Consider the following 19530-nt stretch of genomic DNA (forward strand, 5'->3'; position numbering starts at 1 on the left):
GCGACCGGTCGCGCTAGAAGCGCGGAGCCTCGCGGTACTCGCCGAACGCCTCGCGCATCGCCCCGATGATCTCCCCCTCGCTGGCGGACGCGCGCGCGGCGTCGATGATGAGCGGGATGAGGTTTTCGGTGCCACGGGATGCGTCCGCGAGCGCCCCGAGCGCCTTGTCGACCGCTTCGCGGTCCCGGGTAGCGCGCCGTTCGCCGAGCGACCGGACCTGCTCACGCTCGACGTCTTTGCTGATGCGGAGGATCTCGAGCTCGGGCTCGTCGTGGTGGACGAACTCGTTGACGCCGATGATGAGACGCCGTCGCTTCTCGACTTGAACCTGCTGCCGCCACGCGGCGTCGGCGATCTCTTGTTGGAACCAGCCCTGCTCGATCCCGGCCAGGACGCCGGGAAGCACGCCCTTGTTGCCGCCGAGGCGCTCGATCTGGCTGAAGTACTCCTCCGCCCGCGCTTCGATCCTGTTGGTGAGCGACTCGATGAACCAGGAACCACCCAGCGGATCGATCACCGCGTCGGCACCGGTCTCGTACGCGATCACCAGCTGGGTCCGGAGCGCGATCGAGGCCGCCTCCTCCGACGGGAGCGCCAGCACCTCGTCCAGCGCGTTGGTGTGGAGGGACTGCGTTCCGCCGAGCACGGCCGCGAGCGCCTCGATCGCGGTGCGGACGACGTTGTTCATCGGCTGCTGCGCCGTGAGCGAGACGCCCGCGGTCTGGGTGTGGAACTTCAGCTGCATGGCCTTGGGGTTCGTCGCCCCGAACCGCTCCTTCATCCATCGCGCCCAGATCCTGCGCGCCGCGCGGAATTTGGCGATCTCCTCGAAGAAGTCGATGTGCGCGTCGAAGAAGAACGAAAGCATCGGACCGAAGTCGTCGGGCGATATCCCTCGCTGCTGCGCCAGCTCGACGTACGCGAACCCGTCGGCCAGCGTGAACGCGAGCTCTTGCGCGGCCGTCGATCCCGCCTCGCGGATGTGGTAGCCCGACACCGAAACGGGGTGGTACTTGGGCATCTCGCGCGCGCAGAATTCGAAGAGGTCGCCCATCAGCCTCAGATGCGGCTCGGGCGGGAACACCCACTCCTTCTGCGCGATGTACTCCTTGAGGATGTCGGTCTGCAGCGTCCCGTCGAGATCCTTCCACGCCACGCCTTGCCGCTCGGCCGCGACGAGGTACATCGCGAACAGCACGACCGCCGGGCCGGAGATGGTCATCGAGGTCGTCGTCTCGCCGAGCGGGATCCCCTCGAACAGCGTCTGCATGTCGTCGACCGAGTCGACCGCGACGCCGCAATGACCCACCTCGCCGAGCGATCGCGGGTCGTCTGAGTCCCGGCCCATCAGCGTCGGCATGTCGTAGGCGACCGACAACCCGGTGCCGCCCGAGGACAGCAACATCTTGTAGCGCTCGTTGGTGTCGCGGGCGCTGCCGAATCCGGAGAACTGTCTGATCGTCCACAGCCGGCCGCGATACATCGTCGGATAGACGCCGCGCGTGTACGGATACTCGCCGGGATGCCCGAGCTCGCGGTCGTGGTCGATCTCGGTGTTGGCCGGAGAATAGAGCGGCTCGAGGTCCTCGCCCGAGATCGTCTCGAAGTCGGCGTCGCGCTTCTGCAGGCGCTCGTACTCGGCGCGCCAGCGCTCGTATGCTTCGCGGTCTTCGGTCATGGCTCCACCTGCGCAAGCAGTTTATCGGCAGCCGTGTACGGGTCGAGGCCGTGCTCGGTCACCTGGGCTGCCAGGCTGTCCAGCAGCTCCTGGTCCCCCACCTCGTCGATCGCCCGCCGTATCCGTCCGAGAGCTATCTCCACGATCTCGTGCGCGTTGCGCGCGATCCGCCGGCGGCGAAGCTCCCCCGAAGCCTCGATGTGCGCCCGGTGCTGCTCCACCGCGTCCCACAGCTCCTCGACGCCCTTGCTCTCGGTGGCTTGCGTCAGGAGCACCGGCGGCTCCCACTCCCGGGCGGCGCCGAGATGCAGCATCTGCTTGATCTCGCGCGCGGCGCCGCCCGCGCCCTCGCGGTCGGCCTTGTTGACGACGTAGATGTCGGCGATCTCCAGCAAGCCCGCCTTGTTCGCCTGGATCGCATCCCCGAAGCCGGGCGCGAGAACGACCACCGTCGTGTCGGCCTCGCGCGCGACGTCGACCTCCGCCTGACCCACCCCCACCGTCTCGACGATCATCACATCGGTCCCGATCGCGTCGAGGATGCGCAGGGCGTGCGGCGCAGCCCACGCAAGGCCGCCCAGCTGCCCGCGCGTTGCCATCGAGCGGATGAACACGCCGGGGTCGGTCGCGTGCTCCTGCATCCGCAGGCGATCCCCGAGCAGCGCTCCGCCGGAGAACGGCGACGTCGGATCGATGGCCAGCACGCTGACCGTGAGGTTCCGGGCCCGCAACACGCCGACCAACGCCGAGACGAGCGTCGACTTTCCGGCGCCCGGCGGTCCGGTGATCCCGACCGTGTACGCGCCGCCGTGCAGCGCCGATACGGCCCGGATCACCTCGGGCAGCTCCTCGGCCGCATCCTCGACGAGCGAGATCAAGCGGGCGATGGTGCGACGGTCCCGCGCCTCGAGTTTCGCGACGAGCTCGACCAGATCGATGGGGGCACCCACGTGGTCATGATATCCGCGGCAGTGCGGGCGGCAGGGCTGTTGCGATAGAACCTGCGTATGACCTCCGCCCGAGCATCCCACGCACGAGGCTTGTTCGATTCCATCGCGGGAGCATACGAATTGCCGGCCGAGATCTTGGGCCTGGGCCAATACCACCGGTGGCGTCGCGAGATGGCGGCCGGCCTCGACCTCACCCCGAAGTCCTTGGTGCTCGACGTGGCGACCGGTACCGGGCTCGTCGCGCGGGAGATCCTCAAGACGTTCGACGTCCGGGTCGTCGGCTTGGATCAGAGTGCGGAGATGATCCGAGAGGCGTCGGCCCGGGCGGTCGACAACTTCATGCTCGTCCGCGGCGACGGCCAGCGCCTCCCCTTCGCCGACGAACGGTTCGACGCCGTGACGTTCACCTACCTTCTCCGCTACGTCGACGACCCGGCCGCAACCCTCGCCGAGCTCGTCCGCGTGCTGCGCCCGGGCGGCCATATGGCTTCGATCGAGTTCGGCGTGCCGTCGAACAAACTCGTCCGCAAGGCGTGGGAGGCGTACGCGCTCCTGCTGTTCCCCGCCGCGGCACGAGCGGTTTCACCCGGATGGAGGCAGGTTGGGACCTTCCTCGGCGGAAGCATCGCCACGTTCGACCACCACTTCCCCCCCGAGCAGCTCGAGTCGCTGTGGCGTGCCGCCGGGATGCACGGCGTGCGCACGAAACGGATGAGTCTCGGCGGAGGCGTGGTGACCTGGGGTCGCAAGCGTGGCTGAGCGACCCGCCTTCTACGCGCTGCGCACCGGAGGATGGCGCGACTACATCTCGCTCCTGCATCCGCCCTACACGCTTTGGCATCTGTCGTATGTGGCGCTCGGCTGGGCGGCGGCGCCCGCCGCGCACACCGACCGGCTGTGGTGGGCGCTGGCTGCGTTCTTCCTTGCCGTCGGGATCGGGGCGCACGCGCTCGACGAACTGAACGGCAGGCCGCTCGGCACCCAGATCCCCACGCCGATCCTGGTGACGATCGCGAGCGGGTCGATCTCGCTCGCAGGCGTGATCGGCATCGCGGCGGCTGAGCGAACATCGTGGTGGCTCCTCGCGTTCGTCGCATTCGGATGCTTCATCGTCTGCGCCTACAACCTCGAATGGTTCGGCGGCCGAGTCCACACCGATGCGTGGTTCGCGCTCGCATGGGGGGCATTCCCCGCGCTGACCGCGTCGTACGCGAACGCGTTGGAGATCACGCCGGAGGGCCTCCTGGTCGCGGGCGGCTGCTTCGCCCTCTCAGCCGCGCAACGAACGCTTTCGACCCCGGTTCGGGACCTGCGCCGCCGTATCCGGCGGGTCGAAGGGTCGCTCGAGAGGACCGATGGCACGATCCAACAGATCGACGCATCGACCCTGCGAGCGCCTGCGGAAACCGCGCTCCGATGGCTCAGCCTGGCCCTGCCGCTTCTGTCTGCGGGCGCCGTCTTGGTCCGGCTCGGCTGACTTGGGCTGGTGGGACATGAGACACGCACACTCACCATGCTCGTCGACGCAAGAACCGTTCTTGCTGTGGATAGCGACCGTATCTGTCTCGATTCACAGCAGGAAGTCGTACCCCGCCGCCCAGACGCGACCCCAGAGCCCTGCCGCTACATGTCCTCCGGCAATCCGGTGATGCGGATCGACGTGCCGGCCTTGTATCGGAAGTTGATCGAGATGAGCACCGCGACGAAACCCTCGACGAAACGGGTGTTCGAGAGCCTGCCGCCGTCCACGGGCCTCACGCCCTCGACGTGGCGGGCGAGCCGCATGACCTCTTGCTTCGCATCATCGTCGCCCGCGGTCACAACCGTATCGGAATCGATCGGCCGGTCGAGCTTGACGAAGCGGCGGGCGTGGATCTCGTGGAACGCGCCGACCACCCGAGCGGTCGGGACGACCTCCTGAACCTCCTCCGCGAGCGATCCGGCGGCGGGGAACCAGGTGGATACCTCACCGCCCGTCACGGTAAGCGGGTTCGCCATACTGACGACGATCTTGCCGGCGAGCGCGGCCGCCAACCCTTCGACGCTCTCCCGCTGCGCGACGGGCGGCATCGTCAGGAACACGACATCTCCGGCAGCGACGGCGTCGGCGTTCTCCATCGCGCGCACACGCGCGCCGGGCACGTGCTGGAGGACCATCGCCTGTGCTTCTTCGGCGCGCGCGATCGCTCGGGAGCCGATCACGACCTCGTCGCCCGCGCGGGCGAAACGCGCCGCAAGGCCGAACCCGGCCGGCCCCGTCCCGCTCGCGAACGACACGATCGTCATAGCGTTTGCCAGGTCCTCCGGTCCGTCAGACGACGGAGAGCAGCTTCTGAAGGCGGACCATCAGGGGCAACCCGCGGATCATGCCGCGAACCTTGAGGTCGCCGCGGAGCATCTTCTTGACGACGGTGCGGCCGTCGGCCTGGGCGACGTCGGGCATCCCGAAGCGCAACGGCACGGTCGACATCCCCATGAGCGTGTCCGCGTCGCACTCGATCTTTAGATCGGCGTCGGGGAACGGCGCCGCGCCAACGTGGAGCTGCCCTCCTCGGAACTCCAAGCCCACCTCAACCTCGGCGTCACGCGCGCGGACGTTGACCTTGCCGGAGACACCCTGCAGCAAGAGCGCTCGAGAGGGATCGGCTTCGATGTTCGCTCGCACGAGGTCCGCCAGCATCGCCCCGAGACCGCCCAACTCGGGGTGGGTTACGACGAAGCTCACCGTTAGGATTGGTCGTCTACGAACTCGGCATCGACGCTGCCCGAGATGTTGACCAGCTCGTTCGCGGCCTTCACGTAGCGAACGATCGTCGGGAGGTCGCCCTTGAGCTTGAGCTTCCCCTGCATCATGCCCTTGATGGGGTCGAGCTCTTTGTTGATGACCTGCTTCCACCGCGAGTAGGGCGCGCGGATGATGAACTTCGCCTTCTCGCCCTCTTCGGTCGTCACGTCGTACTTGTAACCGCGGCACTTGCCGTGCCAAAGATCGACCCACACCCATACGTCGTTCGGGACGCCCTTATCGGGCTCCGCCTCGAAGACGTAGCAGAGGTCCCCCTCCCACGTGGCAGCGGCCTCCTCGTATTCCTTAGAGGAGTTGATCTTGTCGACGTACTCCTTGAGCCATTGCTCACTGGGGAACAGCGCCACGTCCTCCACCTCCCGAGTTCTTACGCTTGTGCAAGCCGGAGTAAATCACAGCGTGACCGGGCCCTCCAATCGCTCGAGGTCGCCGCCACAGCCTCCCCGGGTCAAGACGTGACCACGATGATGATGAAGCCGATCAGGTTGTAGGCCATGTGCGCCGCGATGCATGCCACGACCGACCCTCGTTTCTCGAACAGGTACGCAAGGATCACGCCGAGCGCGAAGATCGACGGCATGATCACCGGGCTGATGTGCGCCAGCGAGAAGACGAAGGCCGAGATGAACATCGCCTGCGTCGGTCCTCGCCAGCGTCGGAACGCCTGATACAGGAACCCCCTGAAGAACAGCTCCTCCGCGATCGGAGCGACGATCACCACGGCGATGCCGGCGAGGAAGAGCTCCGTGCCATGCTGGATATCGGGCAGCTGCTGGGGTGTTTCCACGGGACGATCGGTGACGTTGTTGGCGATCGAGAGGACGATCTGCGTGATGACCGCGCCGGCACCGAGACCGATCAATGCGGCGAGCGCCCCGCTTCCTATGTCCCCCCGCTTCGGCTGCAGGCGGAGCTGGGCCGCGCCGGCTCGATGGCGCAACTTCACCCACAGGAAGACCCAAGCGCCCAGGGAAGCCTCGATCAGCAGTGTTGCCATGAGGGCCGCGAGCGTTTCGTCCTCGGTCGCGGTGACGGCGAGCATGGTGAAGAAGCCGCCGGTAACCAGGGCCAGCAGGACGATGAGGAAGGCTTCACGCGCTCGCCACGGAACCTCGGTCAGTTCGGGGGCGAGCTCGGGCTCGGGGAGTTGCGGGACGGGAGGCGGCGGGGGCCGAAGGTCGTCCATCGAGCTAGAGGATACGAGAGGGCGGAACCGTTCGCCGGAGCCCGGCGAGGCGCGTCACGCGCGGCGGATCCGGCCGCCGAGCGCCGCCAGCTTCCACTCGAGGCCCTCGTAGCCTCGATCGATGTAACCGACGCCGGAGATCTCGGTCGTGCCGGCAGCGACGAGGCCCGCGATCACGAGCGCGGCGCCGGCGCGGATATCGGGCGCGTGTACCTGCGCCGCCTCGAGCGTGGGCCGTCCGCGGATCACCGCGTGATGGCCCTCGGTACGGATCTCGGCACCCATGCGGGCGAGCTCGTCGGTGAACATGAACCGGCTTTCGAACACGTTCTCGGTGGCGATGCTCGTGCCGTCGGCGACGGAAAGCAGCACCATCATCTGCGGCTGCAGGTCCGTCGGGAATCCGGGGTACGGCAGTGTCACGAAGTCCACGGGTCGCGGACGATCTTCCATCGAGACGCGGACGTTGGAGATCCCCGCGTCCACGCCGGCGCCTGCATCGGAAAGCTTCGAGAGCACGAGGTCGAGATGGTCCGGCTCCACGCCGGTCACGGTCACGTCGCCGCGCGTCGCCGCGCCTCCGATCAGCATCGTCCCCGCCTCGACGCGGTCACCCACGACGCGGTGGTCGGCCGGCCGGAGCCCCTCGACGCCGGCCACCTCGATCGTTGGGGTCCCCTCTCCCGAGATCTCCGCGCCCATCGCACGAAGGAAGCGCGCGAGATCCTGGATCTCAGGTTCGCGCGCGGCGTTCTCGATAACGCTCGTCCCTTTGGCGAGACAGGCCGCCATGAGAAGGTTCTCGGTCGCGCCGACAGAAGGGAAGTCCAACGAGATCTGCGTGGCGATCAAGCCTGAGGCCCGTGCCTCGAGGTAGCCGTGATCGAAGGAGATCTCGGCGCCCATGCGCTCGAGCCCGCGCAGGTGGAGATCGATCTTGCGCGAGCCGATGTTGCAGCCGCCCGGCATCGCCACCCGGGCGCGACCGGCGCGGGCGAGGAGCGGCCCCAGAACGATGATCGAGGCGCGCATCTGCCGCACGAGATCGTACGGAGCTTCGGTGCCGATCGCGTCGGGAACCGCGATCGTTGCGGTGTCGCCTTCGAAATCCGCCCGAGCGCCGAGCCGGCCGAGCACCCGCCGCATCGTCTCGACGTCGGCGATACGCGGCACGCGCTCGATCCGATAGGTACCGGGCGCGAGCAGCGTGGCCGCGAGGATCTTCAGCGCGGAGTTCTTGGCGCCGGACGCCGCGACCGACCCCCGGAGAGGAGTGCCGCCTTCGACGAGATAGCGCTCCATGGTGCGCGGATTCTACCCACGAACAGCAGAGTTCAAGGGGACCCTATGGCCATGGCCTTTGTGGCTAGAGACGCGCGACGGTCTGGACGAGCTCGGCGCGTGCCAGCTCGCGCTTGAAGTCTTCGGCGTCCGCCTCCGCCTCGATGCGGCGTTTGAGGTCGTCGATCTTCGCCTCGGTGGCCGCGACGTCGATCTCCGACGGCCGGGCGGCGAACTCGGCGAGGACGATCACCTGGTCGCGGGACACCTGAAGGAAACCGCCGTCCACGGCGAGCACCTCGCGTCGGCCCCCTTCGTGCACGATGGCGAGCGGCCCGACCCCAAGCGCGATCAGCAACGGGGCGTGGCCGGGCATGATGCCGACCTCGCCCTCGGTGCCGCGCGCGACGACCAGCTCGGCATCGTCGGCGACTTCGACCTCTCGCTCGGGCGTGACGACCTGGACGGTCAGCGGCACGTCGCGTCAGACCCCTTCCACACCGAGCTCGCGGGCTTTCGCCATCACGCCGTCCATCCCGCCGACCATGTAGAACGCCTGCTCCGGGATGTGGTCGAGATCGCCCTTCGTCAGCGCCTCGAACGCCTCGATCGTCTGGGCGACCGGCACGTACTCACCCGACTGGCCGGTGAACTGCTCGGCGACGAAGAACGGCTGCGAGAAGAACTTCTCGCACTTACGGGCGCGAGCGACGGTGAGCTTGTCCTCTTCGGACAACTCGTCGATGCCGAGGATCGCGATGATGTCCTGCAGGTCCTTGTACTTCTGGAGGATCTGCTGGACGGTTCGCGCGACGCGATAGTGGTCCTCGCCGACGTAGCGGGCGTCGAGGATACGGCTCGAAGAGGTGAGCGGGTCGACGGCCGGGTAGATGCCTTTCTCCACGATCGAGCGCTCGAGGCGCGTGATCGCGTCGAGGTGCGCGAAGGTGGTATGCGGTGCCGGGTCGGTGTAGTCGTCCGCCGGCACGTACACGGCCTGCATCGACGTGATCGAGCGTCCCTTGGTCGAGGTGATGCGCTCCTGAAGGAACCCCATCTCACCGGCGAGCGTCGGCTGGTAACCGACCGCCGACGGCATCCGGCCGAGCAGGGTCGAAACCTCGGAGCCCGCCTGCGTGAATCGGAAGATGTTGTCCACGAAGAGCAGCACGTCCTGACGCTGGACGTCGCGGAAGTACTCGGCCATCGTCAGCGCGCCGAGCGCGACGCGGAGCCGTACGCCCGGCGGCTCGTCCATCTGCCCGAACACCAGCGCCGCCTTCTCGAGCACCCCCGACTCCTTCATCTCGAGCCAGAGGTCGTTGCCCTCGCGCGTTCGCTCGCCCACGCCGGCGAACACCGACACACCACCGTGCTGCCGGGCAACGCGGTAGATCATCTCCTGGATGACGACGGTCTTCCCGACGCCGGCGCCGCCGAACATCCCGATCTTTCCGCCCTTCACGTAGGGCTCGATCAGATCGATGACCTTGATCCCCGTCTCGAACATCTCCACCCGGGGCTCGAGATCTTTGAAGGCGGGCGGGTCGCGATGGATGGGCCAGTGTTCTTTGACCTCGACGTTGGCAACGTCGAGCGGCTTGCCGATGACGTTCCAGACGTGACCGAGGGTCTCGTTCCCGACCGGCACGGTGATCGGCGCGCCGGTGTTCTTGGCTCGCGCCCCCCGGCGGAGTCCGTCGGTGGGACGCATGCAGATCGCTCGGACGGTCGAATCGCCGATGTGCTGGGAGACCTCGGCGATGATGACTTCCCCTTCTCCGCTCGCCGTAACGAAGTCGATCTCGAGCGCGGTGAGGATCTCGGGCAGGGCCGCGGGCGGGAACTCCACATCCACCACCGGCCCGATGATCTGTATCACGCGCCCGTCGGCCCGTTCCTCGGCCTTGGCGCTCGCCGCCTGCTCGGTCATCGACATGGTTTCAACTCCTCGATCTAAACGGTCGCTTCTTCGTGTTCGCGGAGGGCCTCGGCGCCGCCGACGACCTCCATGATCTCGCTGGTGATCTCGGCTTGACGTTCGCGGTTCGCGATCCGCGTGTACACCTTGATGAGCTCCTCGCCGGAGTCGGTCGCCGCTTTCATCGCGCGGCGCCGGGCGGCGTGCTCGGATGCGCTCGACTCGAGCAGGGCCGCGAAGATGACGGTGTTTACGTACCTCGGCAGCAGCAGCGAGAGGATCTCTGCGGGCTCGGGCTCGAACTCGTAGAGCGGACTGATCTCGCCTTTCGTCCCCGCGACTTCCTCGCCGCTGATCGGCAGGATGCGGGTCGACGTCGCGACCTGACTGCCGGCCGAACGGAAGTCGGTGTACGCGATGCGGACCTCGTCCACCGCTCCGTCGATGAACTCCTTCACCAGCTTCCGGCCGAGCGCCTCGGCATCCTCGAACTGCGGCGTGTCGGAGATCCCCGTGGTCTGCGAAGCGAGGTCGAATCCCCTGAACCGGAAGTAGGAGAGCCCTTTCCGCCCGACGACGTGCAGGCGCTTACCGCGGCCAGCCTGATCGGCACCGCGCAGGATCCCCGACCCCACGCGGATCACGTTCGAGTTGTAGGCGCCCGCGAGGCCGCGGTCGCTCGTGATGACCACGAGGCCGGTAGAGCGGATCTCTTCCCGCGGCTTCAAGAGGGGGAATTCGTTCTCGACCTCGCTGATGCCGGCCAGCTCACGGATCGCTTGATGGATCCGCTCCGCGTACGGCCGTGCCTGGATCAGCCGGTTCTGCGCCTTGACGATCCGCGACGCGGCGACGAGCTCCATCGCACGCGTGATCTTGATCGTCGACTCGATCGAGCCGATCCGTCGCTGCCATTGCCGGAACTTGGCTCCCATAAGCCTACCCCTCCGGCAGGACCTCGCCGGAGCCCGGTGCAGGAGGCTCGCCGGCCCCCTCCGCCGGCTCGTCCTGCGCAGCGGTGCGTTCCCACCCGACGTTCTTCTGTACCGCGGCAGGGCCGACCTCGGTTGCGACGAAGCTGCGCTTGAACTCCTCGATCGCCTGTTTCAGGGTCGCCGCCATGTCCTCCGCAAGCGCGCCGGACTCGACGATCGTGCGCGGGATGTCCGGGTGGCGGGAATGGACGAACTCGAGGAGTTCCTGCTCGAAGCGCTTCACGTCCGAGACCGGGATGTCGTCGATATACCCGTTGGTCGCCGCGAAGATCGCGATCACCTGGTCTTCAACCGCGATCGGCGAGAACTGCTTCTGCTTGAGCAGCTCGACGAGACGCGCGCCGCGCTCGAGCTGGCGCTGCGATGACTTGTCGAGCTCGGAGCCGAACGCGGCGAACGACTCGAGCTCACGGTAGGCGGCCAGGTCGAGCCGGAGCGAGCCGGAGACGCCCTTCATGGCCTTGATCTGCGCGTTGCCGCCGACGCGCGAGACCGACTTGCCGACGTTGATGGCGGGTCGCACGCCGGCGTTGAAGAGTCCTTCTTCGAGGTAGATCTGGCCGTCGGTGATCGAGATCACGTTGGTCGGGATGTAGCCGGAGATGTCGCCGCCCTTGGTCTCGACGATCGGGAGCGCCGTAAGTGAGCCGGCGCCCAGGTCGTCGGAGAGCTTCGCTCCTCGCTCGAGCAAGCGCGAGTGAAGGTAGAAGACGTCGCCGGGATACGCCTCGCGTCCGGCCGGACGCCGGAGGAGCAGCGAGATCTCGCGATACGCCTCGGCCTGCTTCGAGAGGTCGTCGTAGACGATCAGCGCGTGCTCGCCGTTGTACATCCAGTGCTGACCGATAGCGGAGCCGGCGTACGGCGCGAGGTATTTGAACGGCGCCGGGCGCGCGCCGCCGGCAACGACGACGACCGTGAACTCCATGGCGCCCTCGTCCTTGAGGGCCTGCACCACCTGCGCGACGGTCGAGTCCTTCTGACCGACCGCAACGTAGATGCACTTGACCGCGCGGTCGGTCCCCCAGAACCGCTTCTGGTTGATGATGGCATCGACGGCGATCGCGGTCTTGCCGGTCTTCATGTCGCCGATGATCAGCTCGCGCTGGCCCCGGCCGACCGCGGTCATCGCGTCGACCGCCTTGATCCCGAAGTAGAGGGGCTCCTTGACCGGCTGCCGTTGGACGACCGACGGGGCCTGGACCTCGAGCGGCCGGCGGCCGGCGATCTTCGACTCGTCGAGCGGCGGGCCGCCGTCGAGCGGATTGCCGAGCACGTCGATCACTCGTCCGAGCAGGGCGTCGCCGACCGGCACGGACAGGATCTCGCCGGTGAGCTTGACCGGGTCGCCTTCCTCCACGTCGGCGGGATCACCGAGGATCACCGCGCCGATCTGATTCTCCTCGAGGTTCAGCGCCACGCCGGAAACGCCGTTCGGGAACTCCAAGCGCTCGTTGGCCATGCACTGGGGGAGCCCCGCGATGCGCGCGATGCCGTCCCCCGAGTACAGGACGCGGCCGACCTGCTCACGCTCGACCGTCGGCTTGAACTCCTCGACGTACCGCCGTAGAACCGAGGAGATCTCGTTCGGATCGATCAACAGCTCAGCCATTTTCAACTCTCCCGATGCGTTCCTTGGCCAGTTGGAGCCGGCGCTTCACCGTTCCATCGAAGACCTGGTCGTCGACGCGGACCAGAAGCCCCCCGATCATGTCGGGGTCGATGATCACCTTGAGGTCGACGTGCTTACCGGTCGCCTTGGTGATCGCGTCGATGAGCTTCTTGCGATCCTCGTCGTCGAGCGGCACAGCGGTCCGGACCTCGGCCACCGCCCGTTCCCGTTCCTCCGCCGCGAGCTGCACGAGCGAATCGATGATCTTGGGGAGATCGCGCGCGCGGCCCTGCTGAACGAGGAACGAGATGATGTTGACGGTGTGCGGCGCCGCCTTCTTCCCGAGCAGCTCCTCAACCATCTTCGCGCGGTGCTCCGGCGGCAGGGAGATGTCCGAGAGGGCCTCGCGGAACCGGTTCTCGTTCTCGAGCAGGCGCGCGAAGCGCAACAGCTCGTCCTCGACCCGCTCCAGGGCGCCTTCGGCTCTGGCGATCTGGAACAGGGCTTGGGCGTAGCCGCGCGCGAGGTCGCTCATCAGTTCGACCCGTTCCCGTTTCCGGTAGCGGCCAGCTCGGTGATCGTACGCTCGACGAACTGCTTCGCCACGTCCGGCTGCGACAGTTCCCGCTCGATCACACGAGAAGCGAGCGTCAGCGCGAGGCTGACCAGCTCGGCCTGGAGCTGCTGGCGCGCACGATCGGCCTCGCCCGCGACGTCCTGGCGTGCGCGCTGGACGATCTCTTGCGCCTCCTGCTCTGCCTTGGCTATAAGGTCGCCCCGGAGCGACTCCGCGGTGCGCTTCGCCTCCTCGATGATCTTGGCCGCCTCACCGCGAGCTTCGTCGAGCTGCTTCCGGTACTGCCCGACCAGCTTGTCGGCCTCGACCTTGGCCTCCTCCGCCGACTCGAGCCCGGAACGGATCTTGGCCTGACGCTCGGCGAGCATCTTGTTGATGCTCGGGAACGCGACCTTCCATAGAAGGGCGAAGAGGATGACGAAGGCGATCGAGCCCCAGATCAGCTCGTCGGCATGGGGCAGGACGAAGCGCGCCGGATCCGCCTCTTCCGCGGCGTGCTCCTGCGCGAGGAACGTCAGTATCGCAAGCATCGTCGTCGCCTCTTTCAGCTCAGGATGAAGAAGAGCACGAACCCGAACAACGCGAGCGCCTCGGCGAGGGCGAAGCCGATGAACATCAGCTGTTGCACCATGCCTCGGGCTTCGGGCTGACGGGCGACCGCTTCGATCGCCTTGCCGAAGATGATGCCGATGCCGATGCCGGGCCCGATCGCGGCGAGGCCGTAGACGAGACCCTTTCCGATCGGTGCAACGTCGATGGCATCGGCCTGCGCCAGGATCGTGGCGAGTGCGGCGAGAACCTCCATTCCCTCCCCCTTGCTAGTGCTCCGGGTGCAAAGCACCGGAGATATAGACGGCTGTGAGGATCGTGTAGATGAACGCCTGCATGAAGATGACGAAGAGCTCGAGACCCATCAGCGCGATCGACAGGCCGAACGGAGCCACGAAGCCGATCTTGCCGAGCACGTCGCCGGCGATGAAGACCGAGGCGCCGACGAACAGCACGCCGAGGATCATGTGACCGGCGACCATGTTGGCGAAGAGCCGGACGGACAGCGTGATCGGCCGGACGATCACCGTCGAGAAGAATTCGATCAACGCCAGGAGCGGCTTGATCGGCCCCGGGACGCCCGGCGGGAACATGATGTTCTTGAAGTACTTGAAGAAGCCCTGTTCCTTGATCCCGACGGCGTTGTAGATGATCCACACCAGCGCGGCGAGGGTCGCGGGGTACGCCATGCGCGACGTCACCGGGAACTGGATCACCGGGATGATCGACATCAGGTTGTTGAACAGGACCCAGAAGAACATCGCGGTGAGGAACGGGACCCAGGCGTGCCCCTGGGGACCGATCACCGAGACGGCGATCCCTTCCCGTATGAAGTCGACCCCAGCTTCGGCCACGTTCTGCGGGCCCGAGGGGATCATCTTGGGCCGCCGGAACGCGCCGACGAAGAAGATGATCAGGAGCGTCGTCACACCGAACATCACAAGCGTCGGGAACGTGACCTCGATCCCGGCTACCGAGAAGATCTCCTTGAACTCGAAGAGCTCATCTACCGTCGGCGCGTGGAAGGACTTCGCGTCCACCCCGATGATGGCGTCGGCCAGGAAGGCCGCACCCACGGCGACGGCGAGCACGGCGAAGACTTTGAGCATCCGGCCCTTCTTGCGGGGCGGCGCCGCGGTGTCGGTGGCGGTGGTCGTGGTCACGAGCGCTCCTTACCGAACTCGATGGCCAGCCAAGGTGTGCGGGCCCACAGAAGGCATTCGTAGAAAAGGATCACGGTCAGCCCGACCGCGAACGCGACCGTGAAGGCCGCCTCGTCGATGCGGGGACTCGCGTACGCGGCGCCCATGGCCCCGAAGACGGCCATCATGCGCACCGCGTAGGACGGAAGCGCGACCGCCGGAAATCCCAGCGGCGAGCGTTTCGCCGCGATCATCAGGGCAAGGCCGGCGATGGCGAGGTTACCGACGACGATGACGAGAGCTGCCACGACCGCAAGGGCCCCTTCGGTCCCGCGGACGACGCCGGCGATAGCGGTTCCCGGAACCAGAAGGAGCGCGCCTGCGCGCAACGCTCCCCAGACAAGACGTCCTTCTGCCTTCACAACACCCCCACCGAACGGCAGGGAGGAGGCTACCTACCGAACGTCTCGCTCGTCACCTTCGGTACGACCACGCACCCAGATCCACACGTGGTACACGCCGCCCGCATACCCGACGATCATCAGCGTGGCCAAGAACCAAGGCCGGGTGCCGAGGGCCTTGTCGAGCCGGTATCCCGCGTAGGCGAAGAGGCCGATGATGGCCCCCAACTCGACGAGGATCATCCACCCCTGGCTGAACCCCACCCCGGCTCGCGACCACGGCGTGCCCCTCCTCTCAGGCGGGTCCACACGGGGATCCTACCATCCATGTGAAAGATTTCGCAAAGTCGGCCGGAGGGACGTCCGCGCAGGTCAGAGGCTATGTTTGGCCTGGGTCGCCGGAGAGATTGTGAATCCGCTCACTAGCTTCCGGAGTGCCCCAGGCGCTCCCCCGCCGGAGGGCTCGAGGCACGAAGATGATCGTCAGAACGAGCGCTCCACCGAGCGCGAAACCGATGACCTTGCCGGCGCTTCCGCGCCACAGCGAGAGCACCACCGTTGCCCCGGCGAGCATGCCGCTCCACATGTACATCACGAGCACGGCCTGCCGGTGGCTCCCCGCCATGTCGAAGAGCCAATGATGGATGTGTCGCTTGTCGGGCATCGCGAGTGGTCTTCGGTCGCGCACGCGGCGAAGGACCGCGAGCGACGTGTCGGCGAGGGGCACCGCCAGCACGAAGAACGGCAGCAGAACGGGGACGATCAAGCCGGCGACGTCCGACAGGTCGGGCTCGATCGTCCTGCCGACGCCGCTGATCGTCGAGGAGGCGAGCAGGAGACCGAGGAGCATGCTGCCGGAGTCGCCCATGAATATCTTGGCCGGGTTGAAGTTGTACGGAAGGAACCCCAGGCAAGAGCCGACGACCAGCGCGGCGAGCAAGGCTGCGGTCGTCGGGACGCCGCCGCTCGTCCGATACGCGTACGCGAAGAGCGCCATCGCCGCGATCGCGGAAACCCCGGCGGCGAGACCGTCGAGCCCGTCGATCAGGTTCACCGCGTTGATCAGCAGGACCGTCCAGACGACCGTGAGCAGCGCCGACATGTCCGGCGACAGTGAGATGAGGCCCGCGCCCGGCAGCCAGAAATAGAGAACCTGGACACCGGCGAGGATCAGCGCGCCGGTCGCGACGACTTGGCCCGCCAGCTTGGTTGAGGCTTTCAGGCCGCGGATGTCGTCCAGCGCCCCCAGCGCAACGACGGCGACCGCTCCGACGATGACGCCGGTCGGCTCGGACGAGAAGCTGAACAACTCTTTGAAGTCGCCGAGCAGCCAAGCGGTTCCAAGACCGCAAGCGAAGCCAAAGAAGATCGCGATGCCGCCGAGCGTCGCCTGCGGAGTGCTGTGAACCTTGCGGTCGTCGGGAACGTCGACCGCGCCGACCTTGGAGGCGAGGTGCTTCACGAGGGGTGTGGCGAGGAACGAAACGCCTGCCGCTACCGCGAAAACGACGAGGTACGGCAGCACGCTGGGATCAGTCCTTCACCGCGATGCCGGGTGCCGGGAATCGTGCGCACACCTCGCGGATCTCGCCCGCGATCTGGTCGGCCAAGCCTTCGTCGTCGGGCGCGGAGACGATCTTGTCCATCCACCCCGCCACCTCGGCCATCTCCGGCTCGCGCATGCCGCGCGACGTCACCGCCGGCGTACCGATCCGGACGCCCGACGGGTCGAAGGGCTTCCGGGGGTCGAACGGGACCGTGTTGTAGTTGAGCTCGATCCCGGCGCGATCCAGCGCCTTCGCGGCCACTTTGCCTGCGACGCCTTTGTTCGTGAGGTCGATGAGGATCAAGTGGTTGTCGGTGCCACCCGACACGAGGTCGAATCCGCGGTCGGAAAGCGCGGCAGCGAGTGCCTTGGCGTTGGCGACGATCTGGTGCGCGTACTCACGGAACGCAGGCTGCGCCGCTTCTTTGAGCGCGACGGCGATCGCCGCGGTCGTGTGGTTGTGGGGCCCGCCTTGGAGGCCGGGGAATACGGCCTTGTCCAGCGCCTGGGCGTGCTCGGCTTTGGAGACGAACATGGCGCCGCGCGGGCCGCGGAGCGTCTTGTGCGTGGTCGTCGTCACCACGTCGGCCATGGGAACAGGCGACGGGTGCGCTCCCCCGGCGATCAGACCGGCGATGTGCGCGACGTCGGCGGCGAAGATGGCGCCGACCTCGCGCGCGATCTCGCCGAAGACCTCGAAATCGATGATCCGGGGGACCGCAGTGCCGCCGGCCCAGATGATCTTCGGGCGCTCCTTGCGCGCAAGGTCGCGAACCTCGTCGTAATCGATCCGGCCCGTGTCCCTTCGCACGCCGTACTGGACCGGGCGGAACCACTTGCCGGTGATGCTCACGTTCCAACCGTGAGTCAGGTGGCCGCCGCTCGGCAGCGCCATCCCCATGATGGTGTCGCCGGGCTTCGCGAACGCCAGGTACACGGCGAGGTTGCACGGCGAGCCGGAGTACGGCTGCACGTTGGCGTGCTCGGCGCGGAACAGCTCCTTCGCACGGTCGATCGCCAGAGTCTCGATCGGATCGATGAGCTGCTGACCCTCGTAGTACCGCTTGCCGGCGTAACCCTCCGAGTACTTATTGGTGAGCACCGACCCGGTCGCCGCGAGCACCGCGTGGGAGACGTAGTTCTCCGAAGGGATGAGGCGGATCTTGTCGCGCTCGCGTCTCTCCTCGGCTTCGATCAAGCCGGCGACGTCGGGATCGGTGGCTCGCAGCGCTGCCCAGGTGTCGGTGCGGTCGCTCATCCTCCGTACTCCTTCTTCAATCGCTCCTCGAGCGCACCGATGTTGGCGATGCGGGCCGCGTGCCGGCCGCCGTCGAACGGCGTGGCGAGCCAGATCTCGAGGATCTTCAGCGCGACCGCGTCGCCGCACGCGCGCTGGCCGACGCAGAGGACGTTGGCGTCGTTGTGACGGCGCGCCATCTCGGCCGTGTACAGGTCGTTACAGACCGAAGCACGCACGCCGTGAATCTTGTTGGCGACGATCGCCTCGCCGTTGCCCGAGCCGGCGACGATGATGCCGCGATCGGCGCGGTTCTCCGAGACGGCTCTGGCGACTGCTTCGGAGACCTCGGTGTAGTCGAAGGGCTCGTCCTCACTCGTCGCGCCGAGGATCGTCACGTCGTGCTTGCGGTCGCGGAGCGCTCGCTCGAAGAGGCCGCGGTACCGGAAGCCGGCGTGATCGGATCCGAGGACGATCTTCATGCATCCGCCTCGTCCAGGAGCTTCCCAACGACACCGGCGATGTGGCTCTCGATGAGTGCCGCGGTCTTCTCATAGAGCTCGGGCCCGGCGCCGATGGGGTCGGGGACGCCCTCGCCGAGCAAGACCACTTTGTCCGGGTCGTCGACCATGCGGCGGACCTGCTCGACCTGCATCTCCTCCATGCAGACGAGCAGCGCCGCATTTCGCGCGATGGCTGGGGTCAGATAGCGCGCCCGGTGGCGTCGGAAGTCGATCCCGCGGGCTGCGAGGACGTCCTTGGTGCCTCGGCTGGCCGGGGTGCCGTCGGTCGCTCCGACGCCTGCCGAGGTCACGGTCCAGTCGTGGCCGGACCCGAGACGCTCGTCCAGGGCCCGTTGCAGCATGGCCTCACCCATGGGGCTGCGACAGATGTTTCCGTAGCAGACGAAGACGACCTCCGGCATCGGCTTCGATGATAGCCGAGGCCCCCAAGGCCGACCCGCTGGTTTGAGCCCCTAGGCCCGGCCTTCCTCGAGGGCTCGATCGACCTCAGCCCGAGGGATGGCGCCCTCCCGCGTGACCTTGGGGCGCCAGCGCGTCAGGTCCACGATCGTGCTCGGAACGTCCCCCGCCGACGACCCACCGTCGACGTACAGCGAGACCGAGTCCCCGAGCCGCTCGGCGATACCCGCAACGGTGGCGGGGGTCGGTTCCCCGGTGAGGTTGGCGCTCGTGGTCGCCAGGGGTCCGATCATCATGATCAGATCCAGCAGGTCGTCGTGCGCAGGCATCCGCACGGCAACCCCACCTCGGGTCTCGCCGAGGTCCCACGAAAGCCCCTCCGCCGCGGGGAGGATGAGCGTCAACGGCCCCGGCCAGAACGCGGCGACGAGTATCTGGGCCGAGCTGGGGACCTCCGAGCACAACGCCCACGCCTGACGAGGTCGACCGACGAGCACCGGCAAAGGCATCGACCGCGGCCGGCCCTTCGCTTCGAAGATGCGAGCCGTGGCTTCCGGGTTGAAGGCGTCGGCGCCGACCCCGTAGACGGTGTCGGTCGGGAACACCACGACTCCCCCGGCGTCGAGCTCCTTGGCGGCGGCTTCGAGCGCCGCCTCTCGATCGTCGGCGAGCGACACGATGGGTGAGCTAGACACCGATCCACCGTCCTTCCACGACGCGGTCGCG

Annotated in this window: 24 protein-coding genes; 2 read left to right on the forward strand and 22 right to left on the reverse strand. The window is 67.2% G+C overall.

The genetic code is table 11. From position 1 onward, the window contains the following. Nucleotides 1–13 precede the first annotated feature (13 nt). Entirely contained in the window at nucleotides 14–1678 is a 1665-nt protein-coding gene (locus tag WEB06_19755; protein MEX2557852.1) for a methylmalonyl-CoA mutase family protein, read from the reverse strand. Beyond that, a complete protein-coding gene (gene meaB, locus WEB06_19760; GenBank protein MEX2557853.1) occupies nucleotides 1675–2628 on the reverse strand; it encodes a methylmalonyl Co-A mutase-associated GTPase MeaB in 954 nt (317 codons plus the stop codon). Before meaB ends, WEB06_19755 begins: the two co-directional genes overlap by 4 nt. A gap of 57 nt (nucleotides 2629–2685) precedes the next feature. Between meaB and WEB06_19765 the strand changes: the two genes are divergently transcribed. Together WEB06_19765 and WEB06_19770 are read left to right on the forward strand one after the other, a co-directional pair. Next, a complete protein-coding gene (locus WEB06_19765) occupies nucleotides 2686–3387 on the forward strand; it encodes a class I SAM-dependent methyltransferase (protein ID MEX2557854.1) in 702 nt (233 codons plus the stop codon). Beyond that, on the forward strand, nucleotides 3380–4105 hold the full coding sequence (locus WEB06_19770) for a hypothetical protein (protein MEX2557855.1): 726 nt from the start codon (nucleotides 3380–3382) through the stop codon (nucleotides 4103–4105). Before WEB06_19765 ends, WEB06_19770 begins: the two co-directional genes overlap by 8 nt. A 146-nt stretch (nucleotides 4106–4251) precedes the next feature. On the opposite strand, the gene npdG is transcribed toward WEB06_19770, so the two are convergent. The 20 genes from npdG to WEB06_19870 form a co-directional block, all read right to left on the reverse strand. Next, nucleotides 4252–4914 carry an NADPH-dependent F420 reductase gene (gene npdG / locus WEB06_19775; GenBank protein ID MEX2557856.1) on the reverse strand — a complete coding sequence of 221 codons (663 nt, stop codon included), beginning with the start codon at nucleotides 4912–4914 and terminating at the stop codon, nucleotides 4252–4254. A gap of 25 nt (nucleotides 4915–4939) precedes the next feature. Continuing rightward, nucleotides 4940–5353: a hypothetical protein gene (locus tag WEB06_19780; GenBank protein MEX2557857.1), complete on the reverse strand. Its 414-nt coding sequence runs from the start codon at nucleotides 5351–5353 to the stop codon at nucleotides 4940–4942. A gap of 2 nt (nucleotides 5354–5355) precedes the next feature. After that, complete coding sequence (locus tag WEB06_19785) at nucleotides 5356–5781, reverse strand: SCP2 sterol-binding domain-containing protein (protein MEX2557858.1); 426 nt, start codon at nucleotides 5779–5781, stop codon at nucleotides 5356–5358. 101 nt (nucleotides 5782–5882) lie between these two features. Continuing rightward, complete coding sequence (locus WEB06_19790; protein MEX2557859.1) at nucleotides 5883–6620, reverse strand: type II CAAX endopeptidase family protein; 738 nt, start codon at nucleotides 6618–6620, stop codon at nucleotides 5883–5885. A gap of 54 nt (nucleotides 6621–6674) precedes the next feature. Then, nucleotides 6675–7922 carry a UDP-N-acetylglucosamine 1-carboxyvinyltransferase gene (murA, locus tag WEB06_19795; protein ID MEX2557860.1) on the reverse strand — a complete coding sequence of 416 codons (1248 nt, stop codon included), beginning with the start codon at nucleotides 7920–7922 and terminating at the stop codon, nucleotides 6675–6677. A gap of 64 nt (nucleotides 7923–7986) precedes the next feature. Continuing rightward, entirely contained in the window at nucleotides 7987–8379 is a 393-nt protein-coding gene (gene atpC, locus WEB06_19800) for an ATP synthase F1 subunit epsilon (protein ID MEX2557861.1), read from the reverse strand. A gap of 6 nt (nucleotides 8380–8385) precedes the next feature. Then, complete coding sequence (gene atpD / locus WEB06_19805) at nucleotides 8386–9840, reverse strand: F0F1 ATP synthase subunit beta (protein ID MEX2557862.1); 1455 nt, start codon at nucleotides 9838–9840, stop codon at nucleotides 8386–8388. Between the two features lie 17 nt (nucleotides 9841–9857). Next, entirely contained in the window at nucleotides 9858–10757 is a 900-nt protein-coding gene (locus WEB06_19810) for a F0F1 ATP synthase subunit gamma (protein MEX2557863.1), read from the reverse strand. A gap of 4 nt (nucleotides 10758–10761) precedes the next feature. Continuing rightward, a complete protein-coding gene (gene atpA, locus WEB06_19815) occupies nucleotides 10762–12429 on the reverse strand; it encodes a F0F1 ATP synthase subunit alpha (protein MEX2557864.1) in 1668 nt (555 codons plus the stop codon). Further along, nucleotides 12422–12964: an ATP synthase F1 subunit delta gene (gene atpH / locus WEB06_19820; protein MEX2557865.1), complete on the reverse strand. Its 543-nt coding sequence runs from the start codon at nucleotides 12962–12964 to the stop codon at nucleotides 12422–12424. The genes atpA and atpH overlap by 8 nt, the downstream gene beginning before the upstream one ends. Next, nucleotides 12964–13536, reverse strand: coding sequence for a F0F1 ATP synthase subunit B (atpF, locus tag WEB06_19825; GenBank protein MEX2557866.1), 573 nt, complete (start codon nucleotides 13534–13536; stop codon nucleotides 12964–12966). Before atpF ends, atpH begins: the two co-directional genes overlap by 1 nt. Before the next feature lie 14 nt (nucleotides 13537–13550). Continuing rightward, the gene (gene atpE / locus WEB06_19830; GenBank protein ID MEX2557867.1) at nucleotides 13551–13811 is read right to left on the reverse strand and encodes an ATP synthase F0 subunit C; all 261 of its coding nucleotides are present in this window, start codon (nucleotides 13809–13811) and stop codon (nucleotides 13551–13553) included. 13 nt (nucleotides 13812–13824) lie between these two features. Beyond that, nucleotides 13825–14718: a F0F1 ATP synthase subunit A gene (gene atpB, locus WEB06_19835; GenBank protein ID MEX2557868.1), complete on the reverse strand. Its 894-nt coding sequence runs from the start codon at nucleotides 14716–14718 to the stop codon at nucleotides 13825–13827. Beyond that, the gene (locus WEB06_19840) at nucleotides 14715–15119 is read right to left on the reverse strand and encodes a hypothetical protein (protein MEX2557869.1); all 405 of its coding nucleotides are present in this window, start codon (nucleotides 15117–15119) and stop codon (nucleotides 14715–14717) included. Before WEB06_19840 ends, atpB begins: the two co-directional genes overlap by 4 nt. Before the next feature lie 33 nt (nucleotides 15120–15152). Continuing rightward, nucleotides 15153–15407, reverse strand: coding sequence for an AtpZ/AtpI family protein (locus tag WEB06_19845; protein MEX2557870.1), 255 nt, complete (start codon nucleotides 15405–15407; stop codon nucleotides 15153–15155). Nucleotides 15408–15477: 70 nt separating this feature from the next. Beyond that, the gene (locus tag WEB06_19850; GenBank protein MEX2557871.1) at nucleotides 15478–16623 is read right to left on the reverse strand and encodes an MraY family glycosyltransferase; all 1146 of its coding nucleotides are present in this window, start codon (nucleotides 16621–16623) and stop codon (nucleotides 15478–15480) included. Nucleotides 16624–16630: 7 nt separating this feature from the next. After that, the gene (gene glyA / locus WEB06_19855; GenBank protein ID MEX2557872.1) at nucleotides 16631–17902 is read right to left on the reverse strand and encodes a serine hydroxymethyltransferase; all 1272 of its coding nucleotides are present in this window, start codon (nucleotides 17900–17902) and stop codon (nucleotides 16631–16633) included. After that, nucleotides 17899–18363 (reverse strand): ribose 5-phosphate isomerase B, encoded by a 465-nt coding sequence (gene rpiB / locus WEB06_19860; GenBank protein MEX2557873.1) that lies wholly within the window; start codon nucleotides 18361–18363, stop codon nucleotides 17899–17901. Before rpiB ends, glyA begins: the two co-directional genes overlap by 4 nt. Further along, nucleotides 18360–18806 carry a hypothetical protein gene (locus WEB06_19865; protein ID MEX2557874.1) on the reverse strand — a complete coding sequence of 149 codons (447 nt, stop codon included), beginning with the start codon at nucleotides 18804–18806 and terminating at the stop codon, nucleotides 18360–18362. The genes rpiB and WEB06_19865 overlap by 4 nt, the downstream gene beginning before the upstream one ends. Before the next feature lie 51 nt (nucleotides 18807–18857). Beyond that, nucleotides 18858–19530 (reverse strand): L-threonylcarbamoyladenylate synthase (locus tag WEB06_19870; protein MEX2557875.1); only part of this gene is annotated, 673 nt, incomplete at its 5' end.

It is taken from the genome of Actinomycetota bacterium, assembly GCA_040905475.1.
Lineage (GTDB): Bacteria > Actinomycetota > AC-67 > AC-67 > AC-67 > DATFGK01.

Excerpts from the sequence above, each read along its gene's own strand:
- WEB06_19755 (MEX2557852.1), bottom strand. The coding sequence starts at position 1,678 with ATGACCGAAGACCGCGAAGCATACGAGCGCTGGCGCGCCGAGTACGAG.
- WEB06_19765 (MEX2557854.1), top strand. The coding sequence starts at position 2,686 with ATGACCTCCGCCCGAGCATCCCACGCACGAGGCTTGTTCGATTCCATC.
- npdG (MEX2557856.1), bottom strand. The coding sequence starts at position 4,914 with ATGACGATCGTGTCGTTCGCGAGCGGGACGGGGCCGGCCGGGTTCGGC.
- WEB06_19790 (MEX2557859.1), bottom strand. The coding sequence starts at position 6,620 with ATGGACGACCTTCGGCCCCCGCCGCCTCCCGTCCCGCAACTCCCCGAG.
- murA (MEX2557860.1), bottom strand. The coding sequence starts at position 7,922 with ATGGAGCGCTATCTCGTCGAAGGCGGCACTCCTCTCCGGGGGTCGGTC.
- atpD (MEX2557862.1), bottom strand. The coding sequence starts at position 9,840 with ATGTCGATGACCGAGCAGGCGGCGAGCGCCAAGGCCGAGGAACGGGCC.
- WEB06_19810 (MEX2557863.1), bottom strand. The coding sequence starts at position 10,757 with ATGGGAGCCAAGTTCCGGCAATGGCAGCGACGGATCGGCTCGATCGAG.
- atpA (MEX2557864.1), bottom strand. The coding sequence starts at position 12,429 with ATGGCTGAGCTGTTGATCGATCCGAACGAGATCTCCTCGGTTCTACGG.
- atpH (MEX2557865.1), bottom strand. The coding sequence starts at position 12,964 with ATGAGCGACCTCGCGCGCGGCTACGCCCAAGCCCTGTTCCAGATCGCC.
- atpF (MEX2557866.1), bottom strand. The coding sequence starts at position 13,536 with ATGCTTGCGATACTGACGTTCCTCGCGCAGGAGCACGCCGCGGAAGAG.
- atpE (MEX2557867.1), bottom strand. The coding sequence starts at position 13,811 with ATGGAGGTTCTCGCCGCACTCGCCACGATCCTGGCGCAGGCCGATGCC.
- glyA (MEX2557872.1), bottom strand. The coding sequence starts at position 17,902 with ATGAGCGACCGCACCGACACCTGGGCAGCGCTGCGAGCCACCGATCCC.
- rpiB (MEX2557873.1), bottom strand. The coding sequence starts at position 18,363 with ATGAAGATCGTCCTCGGATCCGATCACGCCGGCTTCCGGTACCGCGGC.
- WEB06_19865 (MEX2557874.1), bottom strand. The coding sequence starts at position 18,806 with ATGCCGGAGGTCGTCTTCGTCTGCTACGGAAACATCTGTCGCAGCCCC.